Origin of the sequence: Cryptosporangium aurantiacum (genome assembly GCF_900143005.1) — a bacterium.
GTDB classification, from domain to species: Bacteria; Actinomycetota; Actinomycetes; order Mycobacteriales; family Cryptosporangiaceae; genus Cryptosporangium; species Cryptosporangium aurantiacum.
In genome coordinates this window covers 386,506-408,183 of the sequence record NZ_FRCS01000003.1, presented here as the reverse complement: position 1 = coordinate 408,183, position 21,678 = coordinate 386,506, and the positions used below count along the sequence as shown (strand labels likewise).

Annotated in this window: 21 protein-coding genes; 10 read left to right on the top strand and 11 right to left on the bottom strand. The window is 70.6% G+C overall.

The genetic code is table 11. The features are described from left to right. Positions 1-3 precede the first annotated feature (3 nt). Entirely contained in the window at positions 4-1,503 is a 1,500-nt protein-coding gene (locus BUB75_RS12780; protein ID WP_073256298.1) for an acyl-CoA synthetase, read from the bottom strand. A 104-nt stretch (positions 1,504-1,607) separates the two neighbouring features. Between BUB75_RS12780 and BUB75_RS12775 the strand changes: the two genes are divergently transcribed. Next, the gene (locus BUB75_RS12775) at positions 1,608-2,402 is read left to right on the top strand and encodes a FadR/GntR family transcriptional regulator (RefSeq protein ID WP_073256295.1); all 795 of its coding nucleotides are present in this window, start codon (positions 1,608-1,610) and stop codon (positions 2,400-2,402) included. Between the two features lie 38 nt (positions 2,403-2,440). Here BUB75_RS12775 and BUB75_RS12770 read toward each other — a convergent pair whose 3' ends face one another. Continuing rightward, positions 2,441-3,448 (bottom strand): LLM class flavin-dependent oxidoreductase, encoded by a 1,008-nt coding sequence (locus BUB75_RS12770; protein ID WP_073256292.1) that lies wholly within the window; start codon positions 3,446-3,448, stop codon positions 2,441-2,443. A gap of 84 nt (positions 3,449-3,532) precedes the next feature. Here BUB75_RS12770 and BUB75_RS12765 point away from each other — a divergent pair, with 84 nt between their 5' ends. The 4 genes from BUB75_RS12765 (at position 3,533) to BUB75_RS12750 (ending at position 7,812) form a co-directional block, all read left to right on the top strand. Beyond that, positions 3,533-4,318, top strand: a complete 786-nt coding sequence (locus BUB75_RS12765; protein WP_073256289.1) for an enoyl-CoA hydratase/isomerase family protein — start codon at positions 3,533-3,535, stop codon at positions 4,316-4,318. Positions 4,319-4,457: 139 nt separating this feature from the next. Beyond that, positions 4,458-5,603, top strand: coding sequence for a thiolase family protein (locus BUB75_RS12760; protein ID WP_073256286.1), 1,146 nt, complete (start codon positions 4,458-4,460; stop codon positions 5,601-5,603). A gap of 5 nt (positions 5,604-5,608) precedes the next feature. Next, entirely contained in the window at positions 5,609-6,763 is a 1,155-nt protein-coding gene (locus BUB75_RS12755) for an acyl-CoA dehydrogenase family protein (RefSeq protein ID WP_218617467.1), read from the top strand. 8 nt (positions 6,764-6,771) lie between these two features. After that, complete coding sequence (locus tag BUB75_RS12750; RefSeq protein ID WP_218617466.1) at positions 6,772-7,812, top strand: acyl-CoA dehydrogenase family protein; 1,041 nt, start codon at positions 6,772-6,774, stop codon at positions 7,810-7,812. Positions 7,813-7,827: 15 nt separating this feature from the next. Here the strand turns inward: BUB75_RS12750 and BUB75_RS48125 are convergent, their stop codons facing one another. The 3 genes from BUB75_RS48125 to BUB75_RS12735 are packed head-to-tail and all read right to left on the bottom strand — an operon-like array spanning position 7,828 to position 8,659. After that, positions 7,828-8,127: a CoA transferase gene (locus BUB75_RS48125; RefSeq protein WP_073256283.1), complete on the bottom strand. Its 300-nt coding sequence runs from the start codon at positions 8,125-8,127 to the stop codon at positions 7,828-7,830. Between the two features lie 17 nt (positions 8,128-8,144). Further along, positions 8,145-8,531: a CoA transferase gene (locus BUB75_RS48120; RefSeq protein WP_178379849.1), complete on the bottom strand. Its 387-nt coding sequence runs from the start codon at positions 8,529-8,531 to the stop codon at positions 8,145-8,147. Between the two features lie 5 nt (positions 8,532-8,536). Beyond that, on the bottom strand, positions 8,537-8,659 hold the full coding sequence (locus BUB75_RS12735) for a CoA transferase (RefSeq protein ID WP_073256276.1): 123 nt from the start codon (positions 8,657-8,659) through the stop codon (positions 8,537-8,539). Between the two features lie 266 nt (positions 8,660-8,925). Between BUB75_RS12735 and BUB75_RS12730 the strand changes: the two genes are divergently transcribed. The 4 genes from BUB75_RS12730 to BUB75_RS12715 are packed head-to-tail and all read left to right on the top strand — an operon-like array spanning position 8,926 to position 13,717. Continuing rightward, positions 8,926-10,896 carry an ABC transporter permease subunit gene (locus BUB75_RS12730; RefSeq protein ID WP_073257183.1) on the top strand — a complete coding sequence of 657 codons (1,971 nt, stop codon included), beginning with the start codon at positions 8,926-8,928 and terminating at the stop codon, positions 10,894-10,896. Beyond that, on the top strand, positions 10,893-11,678 hold the full coding sequence (locus BUB75_RS47055; RefSeq protein ID WP_073256273.1) for an ABC transporter ATP-binding protein: 786 nt from the start codon (positions 10,893-10,895) through the stop codon (positions 11,676-11,678). The genes BUB75_RS12730 and BUB75_RS47055 overlap by 4 nt, the downstream gene beginning before the upstream one ends. After that, positions 11,675-12,391: an ABC transporter ATP-binding protein gene (locus tag BUB75_RS47050; protein WP_073256270.1), complete on the top strand. Its 717-nt coding sequence runs from the start codon at positions 11,675-11,677 to the stop codon at positions 12,389-12,391. The genes BUB75_RS47055 and BUB75_RS47050 overlap by 4 nt, the downstream gene beginning before the upstream one ends. A 54-nt stretch (positions 12,392-12,445) precedes the next feature. Continuing rightward, positions 12,446-13,717: an ABC transporter substrate-binding protein gene (locus BUB75_RS12715; protein WP_073256267.1), complete on the top strand. Its 1,272-nt coding sequence runs from the start codon at positions 12,446-12,448 to the stop codon at positions 13,715-13,717. 58 nt (positions 13,718-13,775) lie between these two features. On the opposite strand, the gene BUB75_RS12710 is transcribed toward BUB75_RS12715, so the two are convergent. From BUB75_RS12710 to BUB75_RS12690, 5 genes are all read right to left on the bottom strand, one after another. Further along, positions 13,776-14,318, bottom strand: a complete 543-nt coding sequence (locus BUB75_RS12710) for a hotdog domain-containing protein (RefSeq protein WP_073256264.1) — start codon at positions 14,316-14,318, stop codon at positions 13,776-13,778. Between the two features lie 120 nt (positions 14,319-14,438). Next, positions 14,439-15,941 carry a class I adenylate-forming enzyme family protein gene (locus tag BUB75_RS12705; RefSeq protein WP_073256261.1) on the bottom strand — a complete coding sequence of 501 codons (1,503 nt, stop codon included), beginning with the start codon at positions 15,939-15,941 and terminating at the stop codon, positions 14,439-14,441. Positions 15,942-15,945: 4 nt separating this feature from the next. Beyond that, positions 15,946-16,260: a hypothetical protein gene (locus BUB75_RS12700; protein WP_073256258.1), complete on the bottom strand. Its 315-nt coding sequence runs from the start codon at positions 16,258-16,260 to the stop codon at positions 15,946-15,948. Positions 16,261-16,417: 157 nt separating this feature from the next. After that, entirely contained in the window at positions 16,418-17,194 is a 777-nt protein-coding gene (locus BUB75_RS12695; protein WP_084740963.1) for a FadR/GntR family transcriptional regulator, read from the bottom strand. 78 nt (positions 17,195-17,272) lie between these two features. After that, a complete protein-coding gene (locus BUB75_RS12690) occupies positions 17,273-19,687 on the bottom strand; it encodes a CaiB/BaiF CoA-transferase family protein (RefSeq protein ID WP_218617465.1) in 2,415 nt (804 codons plus the stop codon). 316 nt (positions 19,688-20,003) lie between these two features. Between BUB75_RS12690 and BUB75_RS12685 the strand changes: the two genes are divergently transcribed. Further along, entirely contained in the window at positions 20,004-20,774 is a 771-nt protein-coding gene (locus BUB75_RS12685) for an enoyl-CoA hydratase/isomerase family protein (protein ID WP_084740961.1), read from the top strand. A 52-nt stretch (positions 20,775-20,826) separates the two neighbouring features. On the opposite strand, the gene BUB75_RS12680 is transcribed toward BUB75_RS12685, so the two are convergent. Beyond that, on the bottom strand, positions 20,827-21,591 hold the full coding sequence (locus BUB75_RS12680) for a crotonase/enoyl-CoA hydratase family protein (protein ID WP_073256246.1): 765 nt from the start codon (positions 21,589-21,591) through the stop codon (positions 20,827-20,829). Positions 21,592-21,678 lie beyond the last annotated feature (87 nt).

Genomic DNA, 21,678 nt, shown 5'->3' with positions numbered 1-21,678 from the left:
CTTTCAGACGAACTGCTCGCGGACGCGACGCCGGAGCAGCTTGCCCGTCGGCAGTCGTGGCAACTCGTCGGTGAACGCGATGACTCGGGGGCACTTGAAGTGGGCCAGCCGGTCGCGCGTCCAGGTGATGAGTTCGTCGGCGTCGGCCGTCGCTCCGGGCTCCAACTGGACCACCGCGACGACCCGCTCGCCGAAGTCGGGATCCGGAGCGCCGATCACGGCGACGTCGGCGATCGCCGGGTGGAGCGACATCGCGTTCTCCACCTCTTGCGGGTAGATGTTCACGCCCCCGGAGAGGATGAGGTCGCCACGCCGGTCGGTGAGGTAGAGGTAGCCCTCCTCGTCCACCGTGCCCAGGTCTCCCAGGGTGCTCCACCCGCGGTCGTTGAAGGCGCCGGCGGTCTTCTCCGGGTCGTTGTGGTACGCAAAATCCGGCGTGCCTTCGAACCAGATCGTGCCGGTCTCGCCGGGCGCCAACTCGGTGCCGTCGTCATCGCAGATGTGGACGGTGCCGATCGCGGGGCGGCCGACCGAACCCGGATGCGCCAGCCAGTTCGGGGTGTCGATGACGAAGAAGCCAGTGCCCTCGCTACCGGCGTAGAACTCGTGGACGATCGGACCGAGCCAGTCGATCACCGCGCGTTTGAGCTCCACCGGACACGGTGCCGCCGCGTGGACGACGACCTTCAAGCTGGACAGGTCGTACTTGCCGCGGACCGCGTCCGGCAGGGCGAGCATCCGCCGGAGCATGGTCGGCACGAACTGGGCGTGGGTGACTCGGTGCTCCTCGATCAACGCCAGCGCGCGTTCGGCGTCGAACCGTTCCATGACCACCGCGGTGCCGCCCAGCCCTTGAACGCCCATCGACCATCCGAGCGGGGCCGCGTGGTACAGCGGCCCGGGGGAGAGGTAGACGGTGTCGGCGGTCATGCCGAACAGACCGCTCAGGATCGGAGCCATCGGGGTCAGGCCGGTGAACGCCTCGCCGGACAGTTGCCGGACGATCCCCTTCGGGTATCCGCTGGTGCCGGACGAGTAGAACATGAACGTCCCGTCGCGCTGGTCCTCGACCGGCGCGTCCCCGATCTCGGCGAGTGCGTCCGCCGCCGTGCGGAACCCCGGCGCGGCACCGTCGACCAGCACGGTGAGGGCCAGCCCGGGAGTGCGTGCGACGACGTCGGTGGCGAGTTCGGCCAGCTCCGCGCTCGCGATCAGGGCCGTCGCCCCGCAATCCGCGACGATGTGCGCTGCTTCGTCGGCGGAGAGGTGGTAGTTGACCGGGGTGTAGTAGAGACCGGTTCGTTGCGCCGCCCAGGCCACGTCGAACATGGCCACGCTATTGACCAGCAACAGCGCGATGTGATCACCCTCGGTGATCTGATGGGCGCGGAAGAGGCGGGCCCACGCGAGCGACCGCTCCTCCAGGTCAGCGAAGTCCAGCCTGCTGCCGCCGCCCATGATCAGAGCCGTCTTACCCGGGTCGACGTTCTGTCCGATTCGCATCGTCGCTCCTGTCGGACCTCGCACAGTCCAGGCGCAGTGCACCCAAACGTAGTTTACTGAGATCACTTATTCTTACAGATCATGGTTGGTTGGCGGAGGCGCTCATGGTCATACCACTGGACGGCGAGTCGCTGGTCGGCCGCAGTCTGCGCGCGGCGAAGACGAGCGAGCTGATCGCCGCCCATCTTCGCGGCAAGATCGTCCGTGGCGAACTGGTCGAGGGTGAGAGCCTTCCGTCGGAGCAGGCCCTCCTGGAGCAGTTCGACGTCTCCCGGCCGACGCTGCGTGAGGCGTTTCGCATCCTCGAGGCCGAGTCGCTGATCGTGATCCGGCGCGGAGCCCGCGGGGCCCGCATCCTCGCGCCGGATCCCGCGGTAGCCGCCCGATACGTCGGTCTGTTACTCCAGGTCACCAACACCACGATGGGTGACGTCTACGCGGCCCGATCGGTGATCGAGCCCGCCGCCGCCGGCCGGCTGGCCACCCGCCGGACCGAGCAGGACCTGGCCGTCCTGAACCGTGTGGTCGACGACCTGGAAGCCGCTATCGAGGCGGGCAGCCCGGCCTCCGACCTCGCCGGCTGGTCGCGGGTGACGACCGAATTCCACACGTTGGTGCTCCGGCGGGCCGGTAACAACACGCTGGCGATCCAGTCCAGCGTCCTGGACGAGGTGGTCTCGACGCACCTGGCCGTCGCGCTGCACCGACCGGCGAACCGGACGACGACCGTCCGCGAGTTCCGCGCGCTGGTCCGCTCCTACCGCCGGCTGATCGAGTTGCTCGAGGCTCGCGACGCGGAGGGAGCCGAACAACACTGGCGCGCGCACATGGAGGCCGCGGGGCGCAGCCTCCTGCGCGATGGCATGGACTCGACGACGGTGCTCGACCTGTTCGCCTGAGCCGCCGGGCCGCCGCCGCGCGGCCGGGCCGCGGGAACCTAGGACCGGACGAGAGCCAGGCTCGCGCGAGCGTAGGCCTCGCGGCGGCGCTCGCTGACCAGGAACGAGGGCGGGGCCAAGAACGCGACGTCCTTCGGGAGCCCGTCCGTGCCGCGGGCCTTCAGCGCGGTCTGCGCGTCCGAGGTGCTCCCGCACACCGCGATCTCCCGCAGCATCTCGTCGGTGACCGCCGCCGTCATCGCCTTCATGTCACCCTTGCGGAACGCGTTCCGGATGTCCTCGACGGCCGAGGTCCAGCCGAACAGCTCCACCATCGGGTCGTAGGTGCGGACGGTCAGGTAGAAGGCGATCATCCGGCGCGCGTCCTGGACCGCGCGCTCGGGGTCCTCGTCGTTGATCGCAGTGATGATCCAGCCGTGCTCCAGCAGGTCGGCGGGGTCGCGGTCGGCCTTGGCGGCGCCGCGCGCCACGGCCGGGCGGACGACCTCGTTCCACCATCGGGTGGTGAAGAGCCCGTGGCCGATGATGCCGTCGGCGACCCGGCCCGCGGCCGAGCACATCACCTGGTTGAACGAGCCCAGCAGTACCGGCACGTCCAGCTTGCCGAGGACGGGGGCCCGGACGTCGGCGTCGATGGAGTAGAACTCGCCGGAGAAGGTGATCGGCTCACCGTTCTCGGCGTTGAGGAACGCGCGGATCACGGAGACGAGTTCGGCGATGCGGGCCACCGGCCGGTCGGCCGGCACCCCGAACCAGTCGCGGTTGATCCGGTGGGCGCCGGAGCCGAGGCCGAGGAAGAGCCGGTCGGGTGCCGACTTCGACAGGTTGCGCATCGCCGCCGCGTGCGCGAACGGCGTCCGGCTGAACGCGTACGCGATCCCCGGCCCGACCTGGGCGTTCGTCGTCGCCGCGGCCATCTGCGCGGTGGTCACGTACGCATCGTGGTCGGCGAACTCGCCGCTGCAGAACGCGGTGACACCGGCGGCCTCGGCCTCGGCGGCCACGGCGGCGCCGTTCCACGGCAGACCGAACTTCGGACCGGTCATCGGGGCTCCCTGGGTGGTGGCGAGATGGGCAACGTAGTTTACTAGCTTTACTATCGCACGTGTACTCGATGGCGAGGAGGCCGGATGTCGAAAGTCCGTCTGGAACAGCGAGATGCTGTCAGCGAGATCGTTCTCGACGCCCCGAAGCTCAACCTTTTCGATCTGGCCCTCGTCGCCGACTTGGAGCAGGTGCTGGAGGACGTGCGGGCGCGGGCGGAGGCCGGGGAGACGCGCGCGGTGCTGGTACGGGCCGAGGGCAGCGTGTTCTGCGGCGGCGTCGACGTCCACGAGTTCCGGGGACTCGGCCAGGCGGCCGGTGCGCAGCTGATGGCCCGCTTCCTCGGCCTCGGGGCGCTGCTCGAGTCCCTGCCCGTCCCGACGGTCACCGCCGTGCACGCGTTGAACCTGACGATCGGCATGGAGATCGCGCTCGCCACCGACCTCCTCTGGGCCGCCGAGGAGGCGTCATTCGGGCTGGTCGAACCGACCGTCGGTCTGACGCCCGGTGCCGGCGGGACGCAGCGGCTGGTTGCCAGGGCAGGCGTCGCCCGCGCCGCCGAGTTCGTGCTGACCGGCGACATCTATCCGGCCCGCGAGATGTACGAGTGGGGCGTGGTCAACCGGCTCCGGCCCGCTGCGACACTCCTGGAGGATGTCCGAGCGTTCGCCGACCGGCTCGCCGCCGGGCCCACGAAGGCCGCGGCGGCCGGAAAGGCACTGCTCAAGGCCGCGCGGGATCATGGCACCGCGGTCGCCGACGCGCGAACGCCGGAGGTGACCGGCCGCGTCTTCGCTACCGAAGACCTGCCGGCCGGGATCGAGTCGCTCCTGACGAACGGCCCGCGCAAGGCCGTCTTCCGCGGGCGCTGAGGGGCGCGCGGTTCACCCGTATCTGCTAGGCGCCCGTCGCAAAAGATGGTTAAACTAGTTTGCTATCTAGACCCTTGATTCCCGTGCTCGACCGGCCGTGCGCCGGGCCGTGCGCCCCCGAGGTACCGAGGAGAAGTCCATGCGTGACGCAGTCATCGTCGAGGCGGTTCGCACACCGGTCGGCAAGCGCAACGGAGGGCTGTCCGGCATCCACCCGACGGACCTGTCCGCGCACGTCCTGCGGGCACTGGCGGAGCGCACGGGGGTGGACCCGGCGATCGTGGATGACGTCATCTGGGGCTGTGTGGGGCAGGTGGGGGAGCAGTCGATCGACATCGCCCGCAACGCCGTGCTCGGCGCGGGCTGGCCGGAGCAGATCCCTGGGGTCACGGTCGACCGGCAATGTGGTTCCTCGCAGCAGGCGGTCAGCTTCGCGGCGGCGAGCGTGATCGCCGGGCACTACGACTTCGTGGTCGCCGGTGGCGTGGAGTCGATGAGCCGAGTGCCGATGGGCTCCTCGACGGCGGGCGCGTGGCCGTTCGGTGAGGGATTCCGGGGCCGCTACGGCGACACCGCCCCCAACCAGGGCGTCGGCGCGGAGATGATCGCCGAGCGGTGGGGCTTCAGCCGGACCCAGGTCGACGAGTTCAGCCTCGCGTCCCACGCGAAGGCCGCGGCCGCCCAGGACGACGGCCGGTTCGTGAACGAGATCTCCGCCGTGACCAATCCGGCCGGTGACAAGATCGAAGCCGACGAGGGCATCCGCCGCGGCGGGACGCTGGAGTCGATGGGCACCATCCGAACCGCGTTCAAGCCCGATGGCGTGATCACCGCCGGCAATAGCTCGCAGATCAGCGACGGCGCCTCGGCGGTCGCGATCACCACCAGCGAGAAGGCCGCCGAGCTGGGCCTGACCCCGATCGCGCGGGTGCACACCGCGGTGGTCACCGGCGACGACCCCGTCATCATGCTCACCGGTCCGATCCCGGCCACCGCCAAGGCCCTGAAGAAGAGTGGTCTCTCGATCGACGAGATCGGCGCCTTCGAGGTCAACGAGGCCTTCGCCCCGGTGCCGCTGGCGTGGCTGGTCGAGACCGGTGCGGACCCGGCGCGGCTCAACCCCAACGGAGGCGCGATCGCGCTCGGCCACCCGCTGGGCGGCTCCGGTACCCGGATCACCGCGACGCTCCTCAACCACATGCGCGCCAACGGCATTCGCTACGGCCTGCAGACGATGTGCGAGGGCGGCGGCCAGGCCAACGCCACCATCTTCGAGTTGCTCTGATCGGGGTGAGCGACCTCGACGAGTTCCGTGCGGAGGTGCGAGCGTTCATCGACGCTCGCGCCCCGCGGTTCCCGGTCAGGGCCGGAGTGCGCAGCCCGGAGACCGAGGAAGACCAGGAGGAGCTGCGCCGCTGGACCCGCGAGCTGTTCGACGCCGGGTACCTCGGCGCGGACTGGCCGGTGGAGTACGGCGGCAGCGGCGAAGACTCCGCCGATCGCGATCAGATCGTCGCCGAGGAGCTGGCGCGCGCGTTCGCGCCGCTCCCGCCGGGCGGGAGCACGCTGGCCGCGGCTGCGATCCTCGGGTTCGGCTCGGCCGCACAGAAGGCGACGCACCTGCCGGCCATCCGCAGCGGCGCCGAGGTGTGGTGCCAGCTGTTCAGCGAGCCCGACGCGGGCAGCGACCTGGCTGGTCTCCGCACCCGGGCGGTGCCGGCGCCGGACGGGTCCGGCGACTATCTGGTCACCGGGCAGAAGGTCTGGACGACCAACGGGCAGTGGGCCGACTTCGGCTACCTCCTGGCCCGTACCGAACCGGACGCGCCGAAGCACAAAGGCATCACCGCGTTCGCGATGGACATGCGCTCGCCCGGACTCACCGTCCGGCCGCTGCGGGAGATGACCGGCACGGCGGATTTCAACGAGGTCTTCTTCGACGAGGTCCGCGTCCCGGCGTCCCGGATGATCGGCCGCGCGGGCGAAGGCTGGACGATCGCCAACACCAGCCTCGCGCACGAGCGCAGCGGAGTCGCGGCCAACGTGGTCACGCTGCGGGAGCTCTGGCGCGCGCTGTGGGACCAGGTGTCCGGCACCAACCCCGACGCGGACGTCCGGCAGCGGCTGCTCGCCCTGCACGCCGACGTCGAGGCGCTGGCCGCGCTCGTGCAGATGGGCACCGAGCGGTGGCGCGCCGGAACGCCGAAGGCCGCCGATGCGCCGATGGCGAAGCTGATGTTCAGCGAGGTCAACCTGGCGATCGCCGAGACGGCGGTCGAGCTGCTCGGCCCCGACGGGATCTTCGTCGAGGGTGACAGGGGGGCGGCCGTCGACGGCCGGTGGCAGGACGAGTACCTCTATGCCCGCGCCTACACGATCGCCGGCGGCAGCTCCGAGATCATGCGCAATCTCATCGCCGAGCGCGGTCTCGGACTACCCCGTTAGGAGCGGCTGTGCTGTCACTCACCGACGAGCAGGTCAGCCTCGCCGAGGCGGTCCAGGGCTGGGCCTCGGCGCACGATTTCCTCGCCGCCGCGCGGGAGCATCCCGGTGCGCCGGTCTCCGTGCGCGAATCGGCCGCGTCCGCAGCGGAGCTGGGCCTGCTGGGCATCTTGCTACCCGACGGTGGCGGAAGCCCGGCTGACCTCGCGGTCGTCGTCGCCGAACTGGGCCGCGCCGGAGCGAACTCCCCGGTCGGGGAGGCCGCCGCCGCGGTGGCGGCCTTCTCCGGCGATCTCGACGCCGGGGGGCTCGAGTCGGGTGCCACGCTGCTGGTGCCGGCGGTCGGCAACCCGGAGCAGCGCGGTATCGAGGCCAAACCGGACGGCAGTGGTGGCCTGGTGCTCACCGGGCACCTCGCGTCGGTCACCGGCGCCGGAGCGGCCCACTGGCTCCTAGTGGCGGCCGACGGTGAGGCGGGCCCGGCGCTGGCACTCGTCCCGGCGTCCGCCTCCGGGGTGACCGTGACCCCGCGTGTGACGCTGGACATCACGCGGGAGTTCTCCTCCGTGGATCTGGACGGCGTCGTGGCGTCCGCCTGGACGCCGGACACCGGTCTGCTCTTCGACACCCTGGCCGCGTACGCGGTGATGGACGCCGTAGGCGCGGCCGGAGCGCTGCTGGAGAAGTCCGTTGGGTACGTCAAGGAACGCGAGCAGTTCGGCCAGGTCGTCGGCAGGTTCCAGGCGGTCAAGCACCATGCCGCGACGATGGCGACCGAGTGGGAGGCCGCGTACTCCATCACCAGGGCCGCCGTACTGGCGCTGGACGACGGAGACGCCGCCGCGCGGGCCCACGCCGTCTCCGTCGCCGCCGCCTACGCCAAGCCCGCCTGTAGCCGGATCGCGGGCACGGCCATCCAACTCCACGGGGGCATGGGATTCACCTGGGAGCACGACGTCCACGTGTTGGTTCGTCGGGTGAAGACCGACGAGCTGGTGCTCGGGACGCCGCGCTGGCACCGCGAGAGGCTCGCCCGGTTGCTCAGCGCATGAGGCCGGAGGGGGCGGTCAGGGAATGCTGCCCGCCCCCTTCGCCGCTGCGATGTCGTCCCAGACGTCCTCGCGGGCGAAGACGTCCTCCCAGTACGACATCGGCTCTCCGCTGAACGCGTCGTCGAGCAGGGCGAGGACGTCGTCGCGATGCTGCAGGATCGCGGGCATACTGGCGAAACGCGGGTCGTCGGCCAGCTCCGGACGGCCGATCGCGCGGGTGACGCGTGGCCAGTGCCGGGTGGCTTGCAACCCCGGGAGCCAGAACCAGCGTCCGTCGGCCGAGCGGTAGACGGCGAGCAGCGGGTTGAACATCATCCGCCGCAGGCCCTGCTTCAGAAGTCCACCGTTCGCGCGACTGGCCAGATCGAACCTGCGACGTACGCGCCGGTCCGCAACAGCGAGGTGGAGACGAACTGGCCCCGTCCGGTGCGCTGACGCTCGACCAGCGCCGCGCAGACACCGGCGGCCAGCGCCAGACCGGTCGGATGATCACCCAGGCCCGGCCGCGGGACCGGCGGCTCGGCGCCCTCAGGGGTGAGCGACAAGGCCAGGCCCGACCGTGACCAGAATGCGCCGACGTCGTATCCCGCCTTGGCGCCACCCTCTCCGTCCGGGCCGTAGCCGCTGATCGACGCGTAGATCAAGCGGGGGAACTGCGGGGCAAGACTCTCGTAGTCGAGCCCGAGCCGGGCCAGGGCACCCAGACGCAGATTGGTCACCAACATCACCGGTCGGTGGTCACCTTCACGACATCGGCACCCCAGTCCGCGAGCAGGCCACCCGCGGCCGGTCCGGCGATCACGACACCGAGTTCCACGACGCGGACACCTGCGAGCGGACCGGTCATGGCTCACTCCGTCTCGACGGCCGGGACGACCACCGGCATTCACGACGACGATATCCGCACGCCCCAAAGATAGTCATCTACGTCATCTAGGTACTCCTAGTGAATCGAATAAGTGATCTTTCTTAACTGAACCCCTTCTGTCGGGATGGTGACGCGTGGCACGCTGACGCGAACCGCCTGGTGGCCGGGGTCACATCCGGCACCTGCGGTCGATCACAGCCCGCCCTCCGGCGCAGCGACGCGCCGACGGAGAAAGAGCGGTGTCGATGGTTCCTTACCTCCTAGCGGGCCTGGCTCTTGGCGCGATCTACGCGCTCGCGGCCGCCGGGCTCGTCGTCACCTACATCTCGACGGGTGTGCTGAACTTCGCTTTCGGCTCGATGGCGTTCTTCCTCGCCCGCCTCTTCTACTGGCTGGACACCCAGCAGGGCTGGGACACGCTCCCGGCCGCGCTGGTCACTCTCGGCCTCGCAGCACCGATCCTGAGCGTGGGGCTCTACGTCCTGGTCTTCCGGCATCTCCGCGACCGGTCGACGCTCATCAAGCTGGTGGCGACGATCGGCCTGTCGGTCGCTCTGCCGCCGCTGGCGAACCTGCTCTTCGGCGACGAAGCGATCGCCGCGGCACCAGGGCTCTCCCCGCAGCCGGTGCCGGTGTACACCGTCCTCGGTACGGCGCTCTCGCTGGATCAGCTGATCACCTACGCGATCCTGCTGGCGGTGGTCGTCGTCGGCACCGTGGTCCTGCGCCGCACCGACGTCGGCCTGAAGATCCGCGCGATGGTCGACAGTGAGGCGCTGACCCGCTCGATGGGTGTCGACACCGGACGGCTCGCGGTCGGCGTGTGGGCGGTCAGCGGCGTACTCGCAGGGCTGGCCGGCGTCCTGATCGCACCGACGGCCGGTCTGACGCTCGGCTCGATGACGCTGCTGATGGCCATCGCGTTCGCCGCCGTCGTCGCGGCACGCCTGCGCAGCCTGCCGATCGCCGTCCTCGCCGCGCTCACACTCGGCGTGGTCACCGACGTCATCCAGATGTGGCTGCCCGCCGACTCGACGGTCACCGCGGCCATTGTCGCCGGCGTCCCGTTCGCCTTCATGACGGCGTTCCTGCTCTACTTCCTGGCCCGCGGTGGTGCCGTCGGGCAGGAGGTGGCGGCGGGAGGAGCGCTCGACCGGGCGATTCGGGTCGACGCGACGGACGGTCCACCCTCGACGGCCGGCACCGGGCACCGGCCGATGGCGCAGTCCCTGCTGGTGTCGGCGATCGTGGTGCTGCTCGTTCTGCTTCCGGCGCTGACCACCGGCTACTGGCTCGGCCTGGTGGCGCAGTCCTGCGCGCTCGCGGTCGCGTTCCTGTCGATCACGCTGGTCACCGGTGAGGGCGGCATGATCTGGCTCTGTCAGATCGGATTCGCCGGCGCCGCGGCCATCCTCGCCGCGCAACTGGCGACGGCCGCGGGCATGGATCCACTACTGGCCGTGCTGGTGGCCGCAGCGGTGATGGCGCCCGTGGGTGTCCTGGTCGGAGCACTGACGATTCGGCTCGGCGAGTTGTACGTCGCGCTGGTGACGCTGAGTCTCGGGCTACTCGCCCAGACACAGGTCTTCACCCGCGACCGCTTCTACCAGTACGGCGCGGGCGTCACGCTGGAGCGGCCGGCCTTCCTCGCCCAGGACCGGACGTTCGCGTACCTGGCGATCGCGGTGTTCGCCGTGGTCGCGTTCCTCACGATCAACCTGCGGCGCTCCACCACCGGTCTGGCGATCAGCGCGGTGCGCTGGAGCGAGCCGGCCGCGCGGACCCTGGGCCTGGATGTCCTCCGGACCAAGTCCGTGCTGGCCGGCTTCGCGGCCTTCGTCGCCGGGCTGGGCGGCGGCCTGCTCGCGCTGTACAACCAGGCCGCGGTCCCGGACAACTTCGAGACGTTCACCGGGCTGGTCTGGGTCGCTGTACTGGTGACGGTCGGAGCCCGCTCCGTACTCGCGGCGGCGGGCGCCGCGCTGCTGTTCGCCGTGCTCCCCGGTGTCGTCGCGACCTATCTGCCGACGCATTGGGGCTCGCTGCCGCCGCTGCTGTTCGGGCTGGGCGCGCTCGGCGTCGCCATCCACCCGGAAGGGGTAGTCGTGGCACAGGGGCGCCAGCTGGTGGGCCTGTTCTCCCGACGGCGCCCCGACGAACCTGATCCGCAACCGTCCGCACCAGCGACCCCGGCTCCCGTGGGGGGCGTCCGATGACCGAGCCTCGTCTCTCTGCTCGTGGGATCACGGTCCGATTCGGAGGCATCACCGCGCTGGACGGCGTCGACCTGGATGTGCCGGCGGCAAGCACCGTCGGCCTGGTCGGACCGAACGGGGCCGGAAAGAGCACGCTGTTCAGCGTCCTGTCCGGGCTGCGGCGCCCGAACGCCGGCCGGGTGTTCCTGGATGGACTCGACGTGACGGCGTCGACCCCGCAGTCGCGTGCCCGCGCCGGGCTGGCGCGCACGTTCCAGCACCCCGAGCTGTTCAGCGGGCTGACCGTTCGCGAGCACGTCACCCTCGCCTATCGGCTCAAGCACACGCCGCTGCGGGTGTGGACCGATCCGCTGACCGCGGGCGGCTTCCGCCGCCCGCGGGCCGAGGAGCGGGACCGTGTCGACCAGTTGTTGTCCGGTCTGCGGCTGCAGCCGCTCGCCGATCGGACGGTCCGCGGGCTGCCGCTGGGGTCGGCCCGGGTGGTGGAGATCGCCCGCGCGCTGGCCCGGGAGCCCAGCGTGCTCCTGCTCGACGAGGCGTCCTCCGGGCTCGACGTCGCGGAGACCGAAGAACTCGCCGAGGTGCTCCGCCGGGTGGTCGCCGAGCGCGGCATCTCGGTGCTGATGGTCGAGCACGACGTCGACCTCGTGCTCCGGTTGTCCGACCAGGTCTGCGTCCTGGACTTCGGGGCGCGGATCGCGCACGGCACGCCGGCGGAGATCCGCGCGGACCCGATCGTCCGCGCGGCCTACCTGGGCGAGAACCTCGAGGAGGCGCGATGACCGACCCGCTGCTCACCGTTGACGCCGTCGAGGTCCGGTACGGCGCAGCGCTCGCCCTGGCGGGACTGTCCCTGACCGTGGCCGAGGGTTCGGTCCTGGCCGTCGTCGGGCCGAACGGCGCGGGCAAGAGCAGCCTCGCGCGCGTGCTGGGCGGTCTGGTCCGGCCGACGGCCGGCACGATCCGGTTCGCGGGTCGGGACGTCACCGGTTGGGGCGCCCACCGGGCGCGCCAGGCCGGTCTCGTCCACCTCCCCGAGGGGCGGGGCGTCTTCACCGGCCTCACCGTCGCCGAGAACCTGCGGATGGCCGCCGCGATCGTGCCGCGTAGCGAACGCGCGGACGCCGTCGGCCGGGCCTACACGCTGTTCCCGGTGCTGGCCGAGCGGCGGCGGCAGCTCGCGGGTTCGCTGTCCGGTGGCGAGCAGCAGATGATCTCGCTCGCGCGTGGGCTGATCGTCTCGCCGCGCGTGCTGGTGGCGGACGAGATGTCACTGGGACTCGCCCCGAAGATGGTCGACGTCGTCTTCGAGGGGCTCTCTGAGGCGCGGGGGGCCGGCGTCACGATCGTCCTGATCGAACAGTACGTACATCGAGCCCTGGCCTTCGCCGACCACTGCGTGGTGCTGCACCGCGGCGCGGCGGCCTGGAGCGGCCCGGTGGCCGAGGCCACCGACGACGTACTCGCCCGCTTCCTCGGGACGAGTGCTGCCTAGCTGCCACATCCAAGTTTTCCTACATTACTCGCTGTTGCGATGAAGGAGCTGTGAGTGAGAACACGAGCGAATCGTGTCCGGAACCTGCTGCGAACGGCCACCGCGGCGTTACTCGTCGTCGGGCTCGCCGCCTGCGGCTCGGGGTCCGGCAGTAGCGGCAACGAGGACGGCGATGCCCTCGCCGAGGGCGCCCCGATCAACCTCGGCCTGCTGACGTCGCTGTCCGGTGGTTACTCGTCGGGATTCGTCCGGGCCGAGAAAGGCGTCAAGGCTCGTCTGGAACTGGAGAACGCGAAGGGCGGCGTCAACGGGCACAAGCTCACCTTCACGACGGCCGACGACACCTCCACGCCGGACGGGGCCGCGAAGGCGGTCCGCAAGCTGACCCAGCAGGACAAGGTGTTCGGCATCATCGACGCCAGCCCGGTGTTCTACGGAGCGGCCCCGCTGACCAAGCAGGCCGGCATACCGGTGTCCGGTGCCAGTTTCGACGGCTCGCCGGCCTGGCTCGACGACAGCTACACCAACCTGTTCGACGCCTACGGCTACGGCGACCCGGACAAGGCCTTCACCACGTACGGGAAGTTCTTCAAGAGCCAGGGAGCGACGAAGGTCGCCGCGCTCGGGAACGTCTCGCCGTCCTCGGCGGCCTCGGCCGCGGGTGTCGTCATCTCCGCCGAGAAGGCCGGCCTGCAGCGGGGCTACCTCAACACCAAGCTCCAGCCGGGCACGACGGACGTCGGCCCGATCGTCCTGGCGATCAAGAACTCCAAGTCCGACGCGGTCTACATGGCCGTTCCGCCGGCGACGGCGTTCGCGGTGATCGCCGGGTTGCGTCAGGCGGGCGTCACGCTCAAATCCTCGGTGCTGGCGACCGGCTACGGCGGCGCGCTGCTCCAGAGCGAAGCCGCGGTGGCGGTGGGCCAGGGCATCAACTTCGGCTCCGCGTTCACCCCGATCGAGGCGAACACCCCGCAGACCAAGGCGTTCCAGGAGGCGCTGGTGAAGTACGCGGGCGACACCGCCCCGCCGGACTTCGGTGCGTATGTCGGATGGGTCACCGCGGACTTGTTCATCCATGGGCTCAAGCAGGCCGGTGACGAGATCTCGCAGAAGTCGTTCATCGAGAACACCCGCAAGAGCACGTGGGACGGCGCCGGCATGGCGAAGCCGACCGACTTCTCGAACATCACGCACTCGACGCCGGGTCTCGGTCCGGACGGGTGCGTCAACATCCTGAAGCTGACCGGCAAGAAGTTCGTCCCGATCGAGGGGGCCAGTCCGATCTGCGGCGAGGAGATCCCCGGGGTCGATCCGCTGCCGTAGGCGCAGACGTGAGAGCCGGGCCCGGAACTTCCGGGCCCGGCTCTCACGAGTTGTGCGATCAGGGCTGGCCGGGACGCAGGTAGACGAACAGGCCGTCGGCGTCGGCGAGCACGTCGGCGCCGTCGGTGAGGGTGCCGCTCAGGAACAGCTTCCGCCCCTCGGTCCGGTCGACCGAGCCGGTGAACCGGAGTTCCCGGTCCAGCGGCGTGATCTTGCGGAAGTTGACGTGCAGGTAGGCCGTACGCGAGCGCGCACGGCCACCGTTGCCGGCCAGCCGGCCGAGGATCTCGTCGAAGAGCAAGGGCAGCCCGCCGCCGTGCACTGCGCCGCCGCCACCGAGGTAGAAGCGTCCGAAGGTCACGGTCCCCGAGACGTGATCGGGCTCGTGGCGGTCGTAGTGCAGCGCCGGGATCAGCGCCTGCGCACGGCCGGGAACGTCGACGAGCCGGCCGGACAACTGTCCGCCCTCGTCGGTCCGTACGGTGTCGAGCAGGGCCGTCGCGCGGGCGAGCAGATCGGCTGCGGTCTTCGCCTCAGCGGTCGACGGGCGTGCCCCGGCCACGGCGTTCTGCAGAGCCCGGAGTTCCTCGACGAGGCCCACGAACGCCGCCGCGGACTCGGGGTCCGGCGGACGGCTGTCATTCCAGCGCGGAATGCTGCCTGCGGCCGGATTGATGTCCTCGGTGGCGATCGTGGGTCCTCTCCGAAGTGAGCCGGGCGGTCAGGATTCCCGCACGATTCGTTCGACGGCTCGGCGGCGAACGAGCTTCCCCGTCTCCGTGCGTGGAAGCTCGGACCAGAAAACGATACGCTCCGGCGTTTTCGACCCGCGTAGGTGCGAGCGGACGTAGGCGCGGAGCTCGTCAGCGTCGACGTCGGAGCCGGTGCGTCGGACGACCGCGGCCTCGATCCGCTGCCCCCACTCGTCGTCCGGTATCCCGACGACGACCGCGTCCGCGACCTGGCCGTGGCGGAGGAGAACCTCCTCGATCTCGGCCGGAGCGATGTTCTCCGCGCCCCGGATGATCGTGTCGTCCGCGCGCCCGCCGATGAACAGGTAGCCGTCGGCGTCGAGGTAGCCCTGGTCGCGGGTGTCGAACCAGCCGTCGTCGTCGAGCGCAGTGCCGCTCCCGGCGTACTCCCCGGAGACCTGATCGCCGCGCACCCAGATTCGCCCCGGCACGCCGGGCGGGGCCGGCCGCCCATCGAAGTCCCGGACCTGCAACTCGATGCTCGGCACGATCCGGCCCGCCGAGGACAGCCGGGCCCGGACGGCCGGGTCGTCGCTGCCGATCGCGGCACGGTGGTCGTCCGGGCCGAGCACCGCGATCGTCGAGCTGGTCTCGGTGAGCCCGTAGGCGTTGACGAACGCGACGTCCGGCCAGCGGGTCAGAGCCCGTTCGATGACGACGGCGGGCATGCTGGCGCCGCCGTAGGCCAGGCTGCGCAGCGTCGGCACCGCGAGGTGCGCGTCGTCGGCCTCCATGATCCGGGACAGCATCGTCGGGACGACCATCGCGTGCGTGACGTTCTCCTGCCGCGCCACCTCCAGCCACTCGACCGGGGTGAACTGCTCCAGCACGATCGTCCGCCGACCCGCGTAGAGGTTGCTGATCGCATTCGCGACCGCGGCGATGTGGTACGGCGGGACGCTGATCAGGCAGGCCTCCTCGGCGTCCGCCGAGGCGAACTCAACGGTCCCGAGGACGTAGGAGACGAGGTTGTGGTGGCGCAGCACGACACCCTTCGGTGCCGAGGTGGTGCCGGACGTGTAGATCAGCACCGCCGGTGCGTCGGACTCGACGGGCTCGGCTCCCTCACCGACCTCCGCGGCGCGGGCCGCGGCCTTCTCCAACCACTCCTCGGTGGTGACGACGTTCGCCACGCCGGCGTCGCGCAGGAGCTCCGCCTCTTTCGCTCCGGCGATGCCGTACGCGTCGGGGTGGTTGGCCACGAGCGCCGTCAGCGCCTCGGCGGACAGGCGGTAGTTCAGCGGAACCAGTGGTATTCCGGCCCGAGCGGCGGCGAACAGCGCGAGCGGGAACGCCGGACCGTTGACGCCGAGGTAGATCACCGCACGAGCGCCGACCTCACGGAAGAGGTCCGCCCCGCCGCTGCTGAGGTCGCGCAGCGTCCCCGCCGTGAACGCGGTGTCTCCGCGGCCGACGATTCTGCGGTCGCCGAACCCGTCGGCGGCCATGTCCAGGAGCAGGGTGAGGTTCACCGGTTCAGTCCGAGGCCGGCAGCGGCTTGGCGGCCTTCACCGAGAGCGGGTTGCCGTTGACGGCCAGCCGACCCTGTCCGGGCTTGGTGCAGAGCACCTCCAGGGTGTCGGCGGCATCGGCGTAGCGCTTTCCGATGAGCGTGGGTTCCTGCTGGTCGGGCGCGATCGGAAGGCGGTCCTCCGCCTTGACCGACTTCGGGTCGAGCATCTCGACGCCGCCGCAGGTGATCGTCAGGTCTTCGTTCGGCGCCCGTACGACGACGACGGTGGTCCCGTCGACGAGGCTCGCCAGTGACTGGCCAACGCGCGGTTTGGTCAAGGTCGTCCTCCGAAAGTCACGGAATCCGTCGCCCGCTGCAGCGCGGTACTTCGTCCGGTGAGACGTCCGGGGACAGCGAGCGGGATGGGGGGCCGTCGTTCGGATAAAGGTACCTTAGATAACCATCTTGGGGAACAGGTCGAGGGAAGAACCCAGGTCAGGGCAGCAGGTCGATGACGTGACGATCGGTCACGCCGGTGTCCCGAGTCAGCCGCTCGCGGGCGGCCCGCATATGAGCGATCCAGTGCCGCTCGGCGCCCTCACCGTCGCGCTGCCGGAGGAACGCGAGCAACCGTCGGTAGGAACGGACGGCCCGCCGGTTGTCGGCAGCGATCTCCTCCGGGCTGCGCGGGCTCTCCCGATAGGCGGCCTCGACGTGCCGGGACGTGATCGTGCCCAGCATGGTGATCACGGTGGCCAGCGTCCGGTTGCCCGCGAGCTCGACCAGCCGCCGGTGCAGGTCCACGGTGGCGGCGCCGAACGGGAGCCGCGTGTCGGTGGAGGTGGCCGCTCGGTCGATCTCGGCGGCGAACGCGTCGTGGTCGGCGTCGCTGCCCTGCTCGGCCAGGCGGCGGGCGGCGGCGGGCTCGATGGTCAGGCGCGCGTCGTAGACGTCGCCGAGCGTGGTGCCGGCCATCGTCAGGACCAGGCCGAACAGCGGTGCCGCGGCGGCCGGGCCGGGGATACTCACCTGGGCGCCGCCGGGTGGCCCACGCCGGACCCGGACCAGTGAGTCGGCTTCGAGGAGCCGGAAGGCCTCACGCAGCGTGGGACGGGACACGCCGTACCGCTCGATTAGTTCCGCCTCGGTCGGTAGCCAGTCGCCCTCACGCAGCTCGCCGTCGACGATCTGCCTGCGGATCCGGTCGGCCAGGAGATCGGCGGTCTTCTTGGGCCGGACCGCGTCCCGTGCGCCCTGCCCCAGTGCTGGCACGTCACCCCCACGGCGTCTGATCGGCGCCAGTGTAGTAGCGGGCGTGGGGCGGCTGCCCCACGCCCGCTGAGCCGCTGATCAGCCGGCGACGATGTTCCGCTCCCGCAGGTCGGCGATGCGGTCGGCGTCGTAACCCAGTTCGGTGAGGATGGCGTCGGTGTGGTGGCCGGCCAGCACACCGCCCAGCGCCCGGGTGGATGAGCGGGAGAACCGCACGGCCGGCTGCGGCCGGAGGTGCTCCTCGAAGATCGGGCTGACCGCGGTCGTGCAGTATTCGTCAGCCAGCGCCTTGTCGGTCTGCAGGTGCACCTCGGGCAAGCCCTCGTGCACCTGCACGAGCCCGACGCCCGCCGCGACCAGCTCGCGTTCCCAGTCGGACGCCGCCCGGCCGGTGAACAGTGTGCCGAGCACCTCCGCCAGAGCCGCGTCGTTCTCGGTCCGGGACTCCGGGGTGGCAAAACGGGGGTCGTCGAGCCCGGCGTCGGCGGGTAGCGCGGCGACCAGCTCGTCCCACTCCTCCGGGGCGAGCGCGGCCAGGTACACCCACCCCTCGGCCGCCGGGTACATCCGGTACAGAGCGGCGAAGCCGTGGCCGCCGAGATCCACGGTCGGTGCGGGCGGCCGACCGGGGTAGTCGACCAACTGGTGCACGAGGGCGTGGGTGGCGCTGCCGATCATCGTCGCGGTCAGGTTCCCCAGCGCCCGCCCGCGCCGCCGGGCGAGAACGCCGAGCAGCATCGCCGACGCCACGGCCAGCGCGGCCACCCCGTCGGCCTGGATCGACGGGATCGCCGAGGCCGCGTTGAGGCGGACGGCGGCGGCTTTGATCTGGTCCATCGTCTCGGTCGCCGAGGCGGCGTCCGGCGCGTCGGTCAACGCGAAACCCATCGCCGCGCCGATCGACGGGGCGTAGGCCGGGCGCGAGCCGTAGGGCCCGTCGGTGCCGTAACCGGGGGCGTTGACGTACACCAGGTCCGGGTTGATCGCCTTCAGCGTCTCGGCGTCGATGCCGGCCCGCGCGGCCGCTCCGGCGCGGAAGCTCTGCAGCACCACATCGCTGCGCCGCGCCAGTTCGTGGACGATCGCCCGGCCCTCGTCCGTGCGCACGTCGACGGAGATGCTCTCCTTGCCCTGCATGACCTTCATGCCGCCGGCCTCGGGGAACGGGAAGACGCGGCGGATCGTGTCGCCCTCCAGCGTCTCCACCTTGATCACCCGGGCGCCCAGGTCGGTCAGCACGGTGGCGCCGAACGGCCCGGCGAACATGAGGCCGAAGTCGAGGATCGTGAGCCCCTCGAGCGGAAGCCCGCGCCCGGCGTCGGGGGCGGTTTCCTCCTGGGGTGCCGGGGCGGGCCGCGAGCGCAGCGCCGCGCCGTCGGCGTCGAGACGAGGAGCGGGGCGGGGCGGGGAGAGCGGCTTCTCGTCGACGTGGACGAGGGTCGACGGCTGGGTCACCGGACCGAGGTCAGGATCGTCGACCGTGACGACCCGCCCGTCGTGGACGAGTTGCGGATGCGCGAAGACGTCAACACCGGCGCGGTAGGGCTCCGCGCTGATGTTCTTGTTGGTGCGGAACACCTCCTCCCACTCCGCGATGGTCCGCTCCCGGACCCGGCTGATCATCAGCTCCCAGAGTTCGGTGCGCAGCTCCTGCGTGGGCAGGTTGGGCAGCCCGGCCCACTTCGGGTCGGCGAACACGTGGGCGAGGCCGAGTTCCTGCATCATGCCGGCGAACAGGCGCGGCTCGACCTGGGCGAACTGTAACCAGGTGCCGTCCTTGGTGGGGGCCGCCAGCAGCGGATAGACCAGGGCGGCGAGCGGTTCGCCGTTGTCGTCGTAGGCGTCGACCACGTGGTACGCCTCGGGCCAGCGGATACCGACCATTTCCGTGTACCAGGTCCAGGTGTCCAGCAGCGTGACGCCGCGGACCATGTCGGACTCGACGTGCTGGCCGCGACCACTGGACTCCCGCTCGATGAGCGCGGCGAGGATGCCGTGCAACGCGGCTTGCGCGGCCCCCCAGGAGGCGTAAGGCACGGAAATGAACGCCGGGCCGCGGCGGGTGATCGAGCGGTTCTTGCTTTGGAACAGCCCCATCTTGGCCATCACCAGGCCCTCGTAGGGCTTCAGGTTCGCCCATGGGCCGGTCGCTCCCCAGGCGGTGAGCTCCGCGCTGATCAGACGCGGGAAGCGCGCACCGAGCGCCTCGGCGGTCAGCCCGAGTGCCTCGGAAACCGCGCGCGGATGGGTGGTGACCAGGACATCGGCGTCCGCCAGCAGGACGTCGAGCCGCCCCCGATCGTCGGGCTCCGAGAGGTCGAGCACGACGCTGCGGCGGCCACGGGCCAGGGCGGGCCAGCCCGGCTGGCGGCGGATCGGGTTGCCGCCGGGCGGCTCGACCCCGATGACTTCGGCTCCGGCGTCAGCGAGGAACTGGGTGACGCTCAGGCCCTGCGTGGACGTCGAAAGGTCGACGACGGTAAGGCCGGCCAAGGGATCTATTCGAACCCCTCCAGGGCCGTCGTGGGCAGGGCCGGAGTTCGGGCCTGTCATCGTCCACCTCCACGTGGATGAAACGTCGTCGTTCCGCGGGTCCCCGTAGTGTGATGTGGCTCGCAGCAAGCGGTCAAGAGTCTAGATTCTTTAGCTTCGTTTTGGTCGCGGACGAAGCGTCGCCGCAGCTCCGAAGCCATCCCTGCTCGACGAGGGTCGACGTCACCTAAACATCACGAATGACCAACATAGTAAACTAAGACATCTAGCATCGAGAGTGCTGGAGTGAGCGCACGAGAACCGAAGGGAGCGATCGGTGAGCGATGCGGCAACCGAGAGCGGGTTACGGGAACAGCGGCGCGGACACGTGGTCGAGTTCACGATCGACCGGCCGGCGCGACGCAACGCGCTGACCGTCGCGCTCGTGTCCGCGCTCGCCGATCGACTGTTGGCGGCGGGCGCGCAGGGTGTCCGCGCGGCCGTGATCGCCGGTGGCCCGCCGGTGTTCTGTGCGGGCGGGGATCTCGTCGATCTCGGGGCCGTCGCCGACGAGGGACCGATCGCGGTCAACGAGGTCGTGTACACGCAGTTCCACCGTCTGGTGAGCGCGCTGAGCACCGTGCCGTACCCGGTGATCGCGGCGATCGACGGCGCGGCACTCGGCGCCGGCCTGGATCTCGCGCTCTGCTGTGATCTGCGGGTGGCCACCGGCCGCTCGACGTTCGCCAGCTCCTGGATCGGCGTCGGTCTCGTTCCGGGGATGGGCGGCGCGCATCTGCTGACGCGGAGCATCGGGTCGAGCCGGGCACACGAGTTGGTGCTGCTGGGACACACCATCGACGCCGTGACCGCGTCCGACTGGGGCCTGGTGAACCGGGTGGTCGAACCAGACGCGCTGCCCGGCGCGGTCGCGGAGGTGACCGATCGAGTGGTGTCCCTTCCAGCGACCGCGGTGGCTCGCAGCAAGGCGAGTCTCCGCCGGGCTGCGCAGGCCGGCCTCACGGAGGAACTCGCCACGCTGGGCGCCGTGCAGGGCACGCTGCTCACCGGCCCGGACTTCCGTGAGCGGACCGCACGATTCCGCTGACCGGCTGACGGCCGTGCGGAAGCGGGTCCCGGCCCGCTCCCGCACGCCGACGTCAGCGGCCGGTCCAGACCGGCGCGCGCTTCTCCGCGAAGGCGAGCGCGCCTTCCTTGGCGTCCGCCGAGTGGAGAACCGGCTCCACCAGCGACCACTGCTGGTCCCACTGACTCTCGGTCGTCCAGTCCGCGGAGCGCACGATGATCTGTTTGGTGGTCGCGACCGCCAGCGGACCATTGGAAGTGATCCGGGCGGCGAGGGCCTTCGCTCCGTCCAGCGCGCCGCCCGACGGGGTGAGCGCGTTGACCAAACCGAGGCGGTGGGCGTCCGGTGCGGCGAGCGGGTCACCGGTCAGGGCCAGCTCCATCGCGATCGCCGAGGGAATGCGGCGGGGGAGCCGGATGAGCCCGCCGGCACCGGCCACGAGCCCACGCTTGACCTCAGGGATGCCGAACTTGGCATCCTCGGCGGCGACGATCAGATCGCAAGCCAGCGCGATTTCGCAGCCGCCGGCCAGTGCCCAGCCCTCGACCGCGGCGATCAGCGGCTTCCGTGGTGGCGCCTGGGTCAATCCGCCCAGCCCCCGGCCGTCGACCGTGACGTCCTCCCCGGCCAGGAACGCCTTGAGGTCCATGCCGGAGCAGAAGCTGCCGCCGGCGCCGGTGATGATGCCCAACGTCAGGTCGGCACGAGCGTCCAACTCGTCGAGCGCGGCCGCCACCCCGGCAGAGACCGCGTGGTTGATCGCGTTCCGGGCTTGCGGCCGGTTGATCGTGATGACCACCACGCCGTCGGCATACTCCACCTGGACTTCGTCGCTCATGGTCGGGCCCTTTCGCCGCGTGGACTGTGTCTGCGAAGTAAACTATCTGAGTGAACTATCTTTACCTAGTTGGGTTGCTGGGCGGCA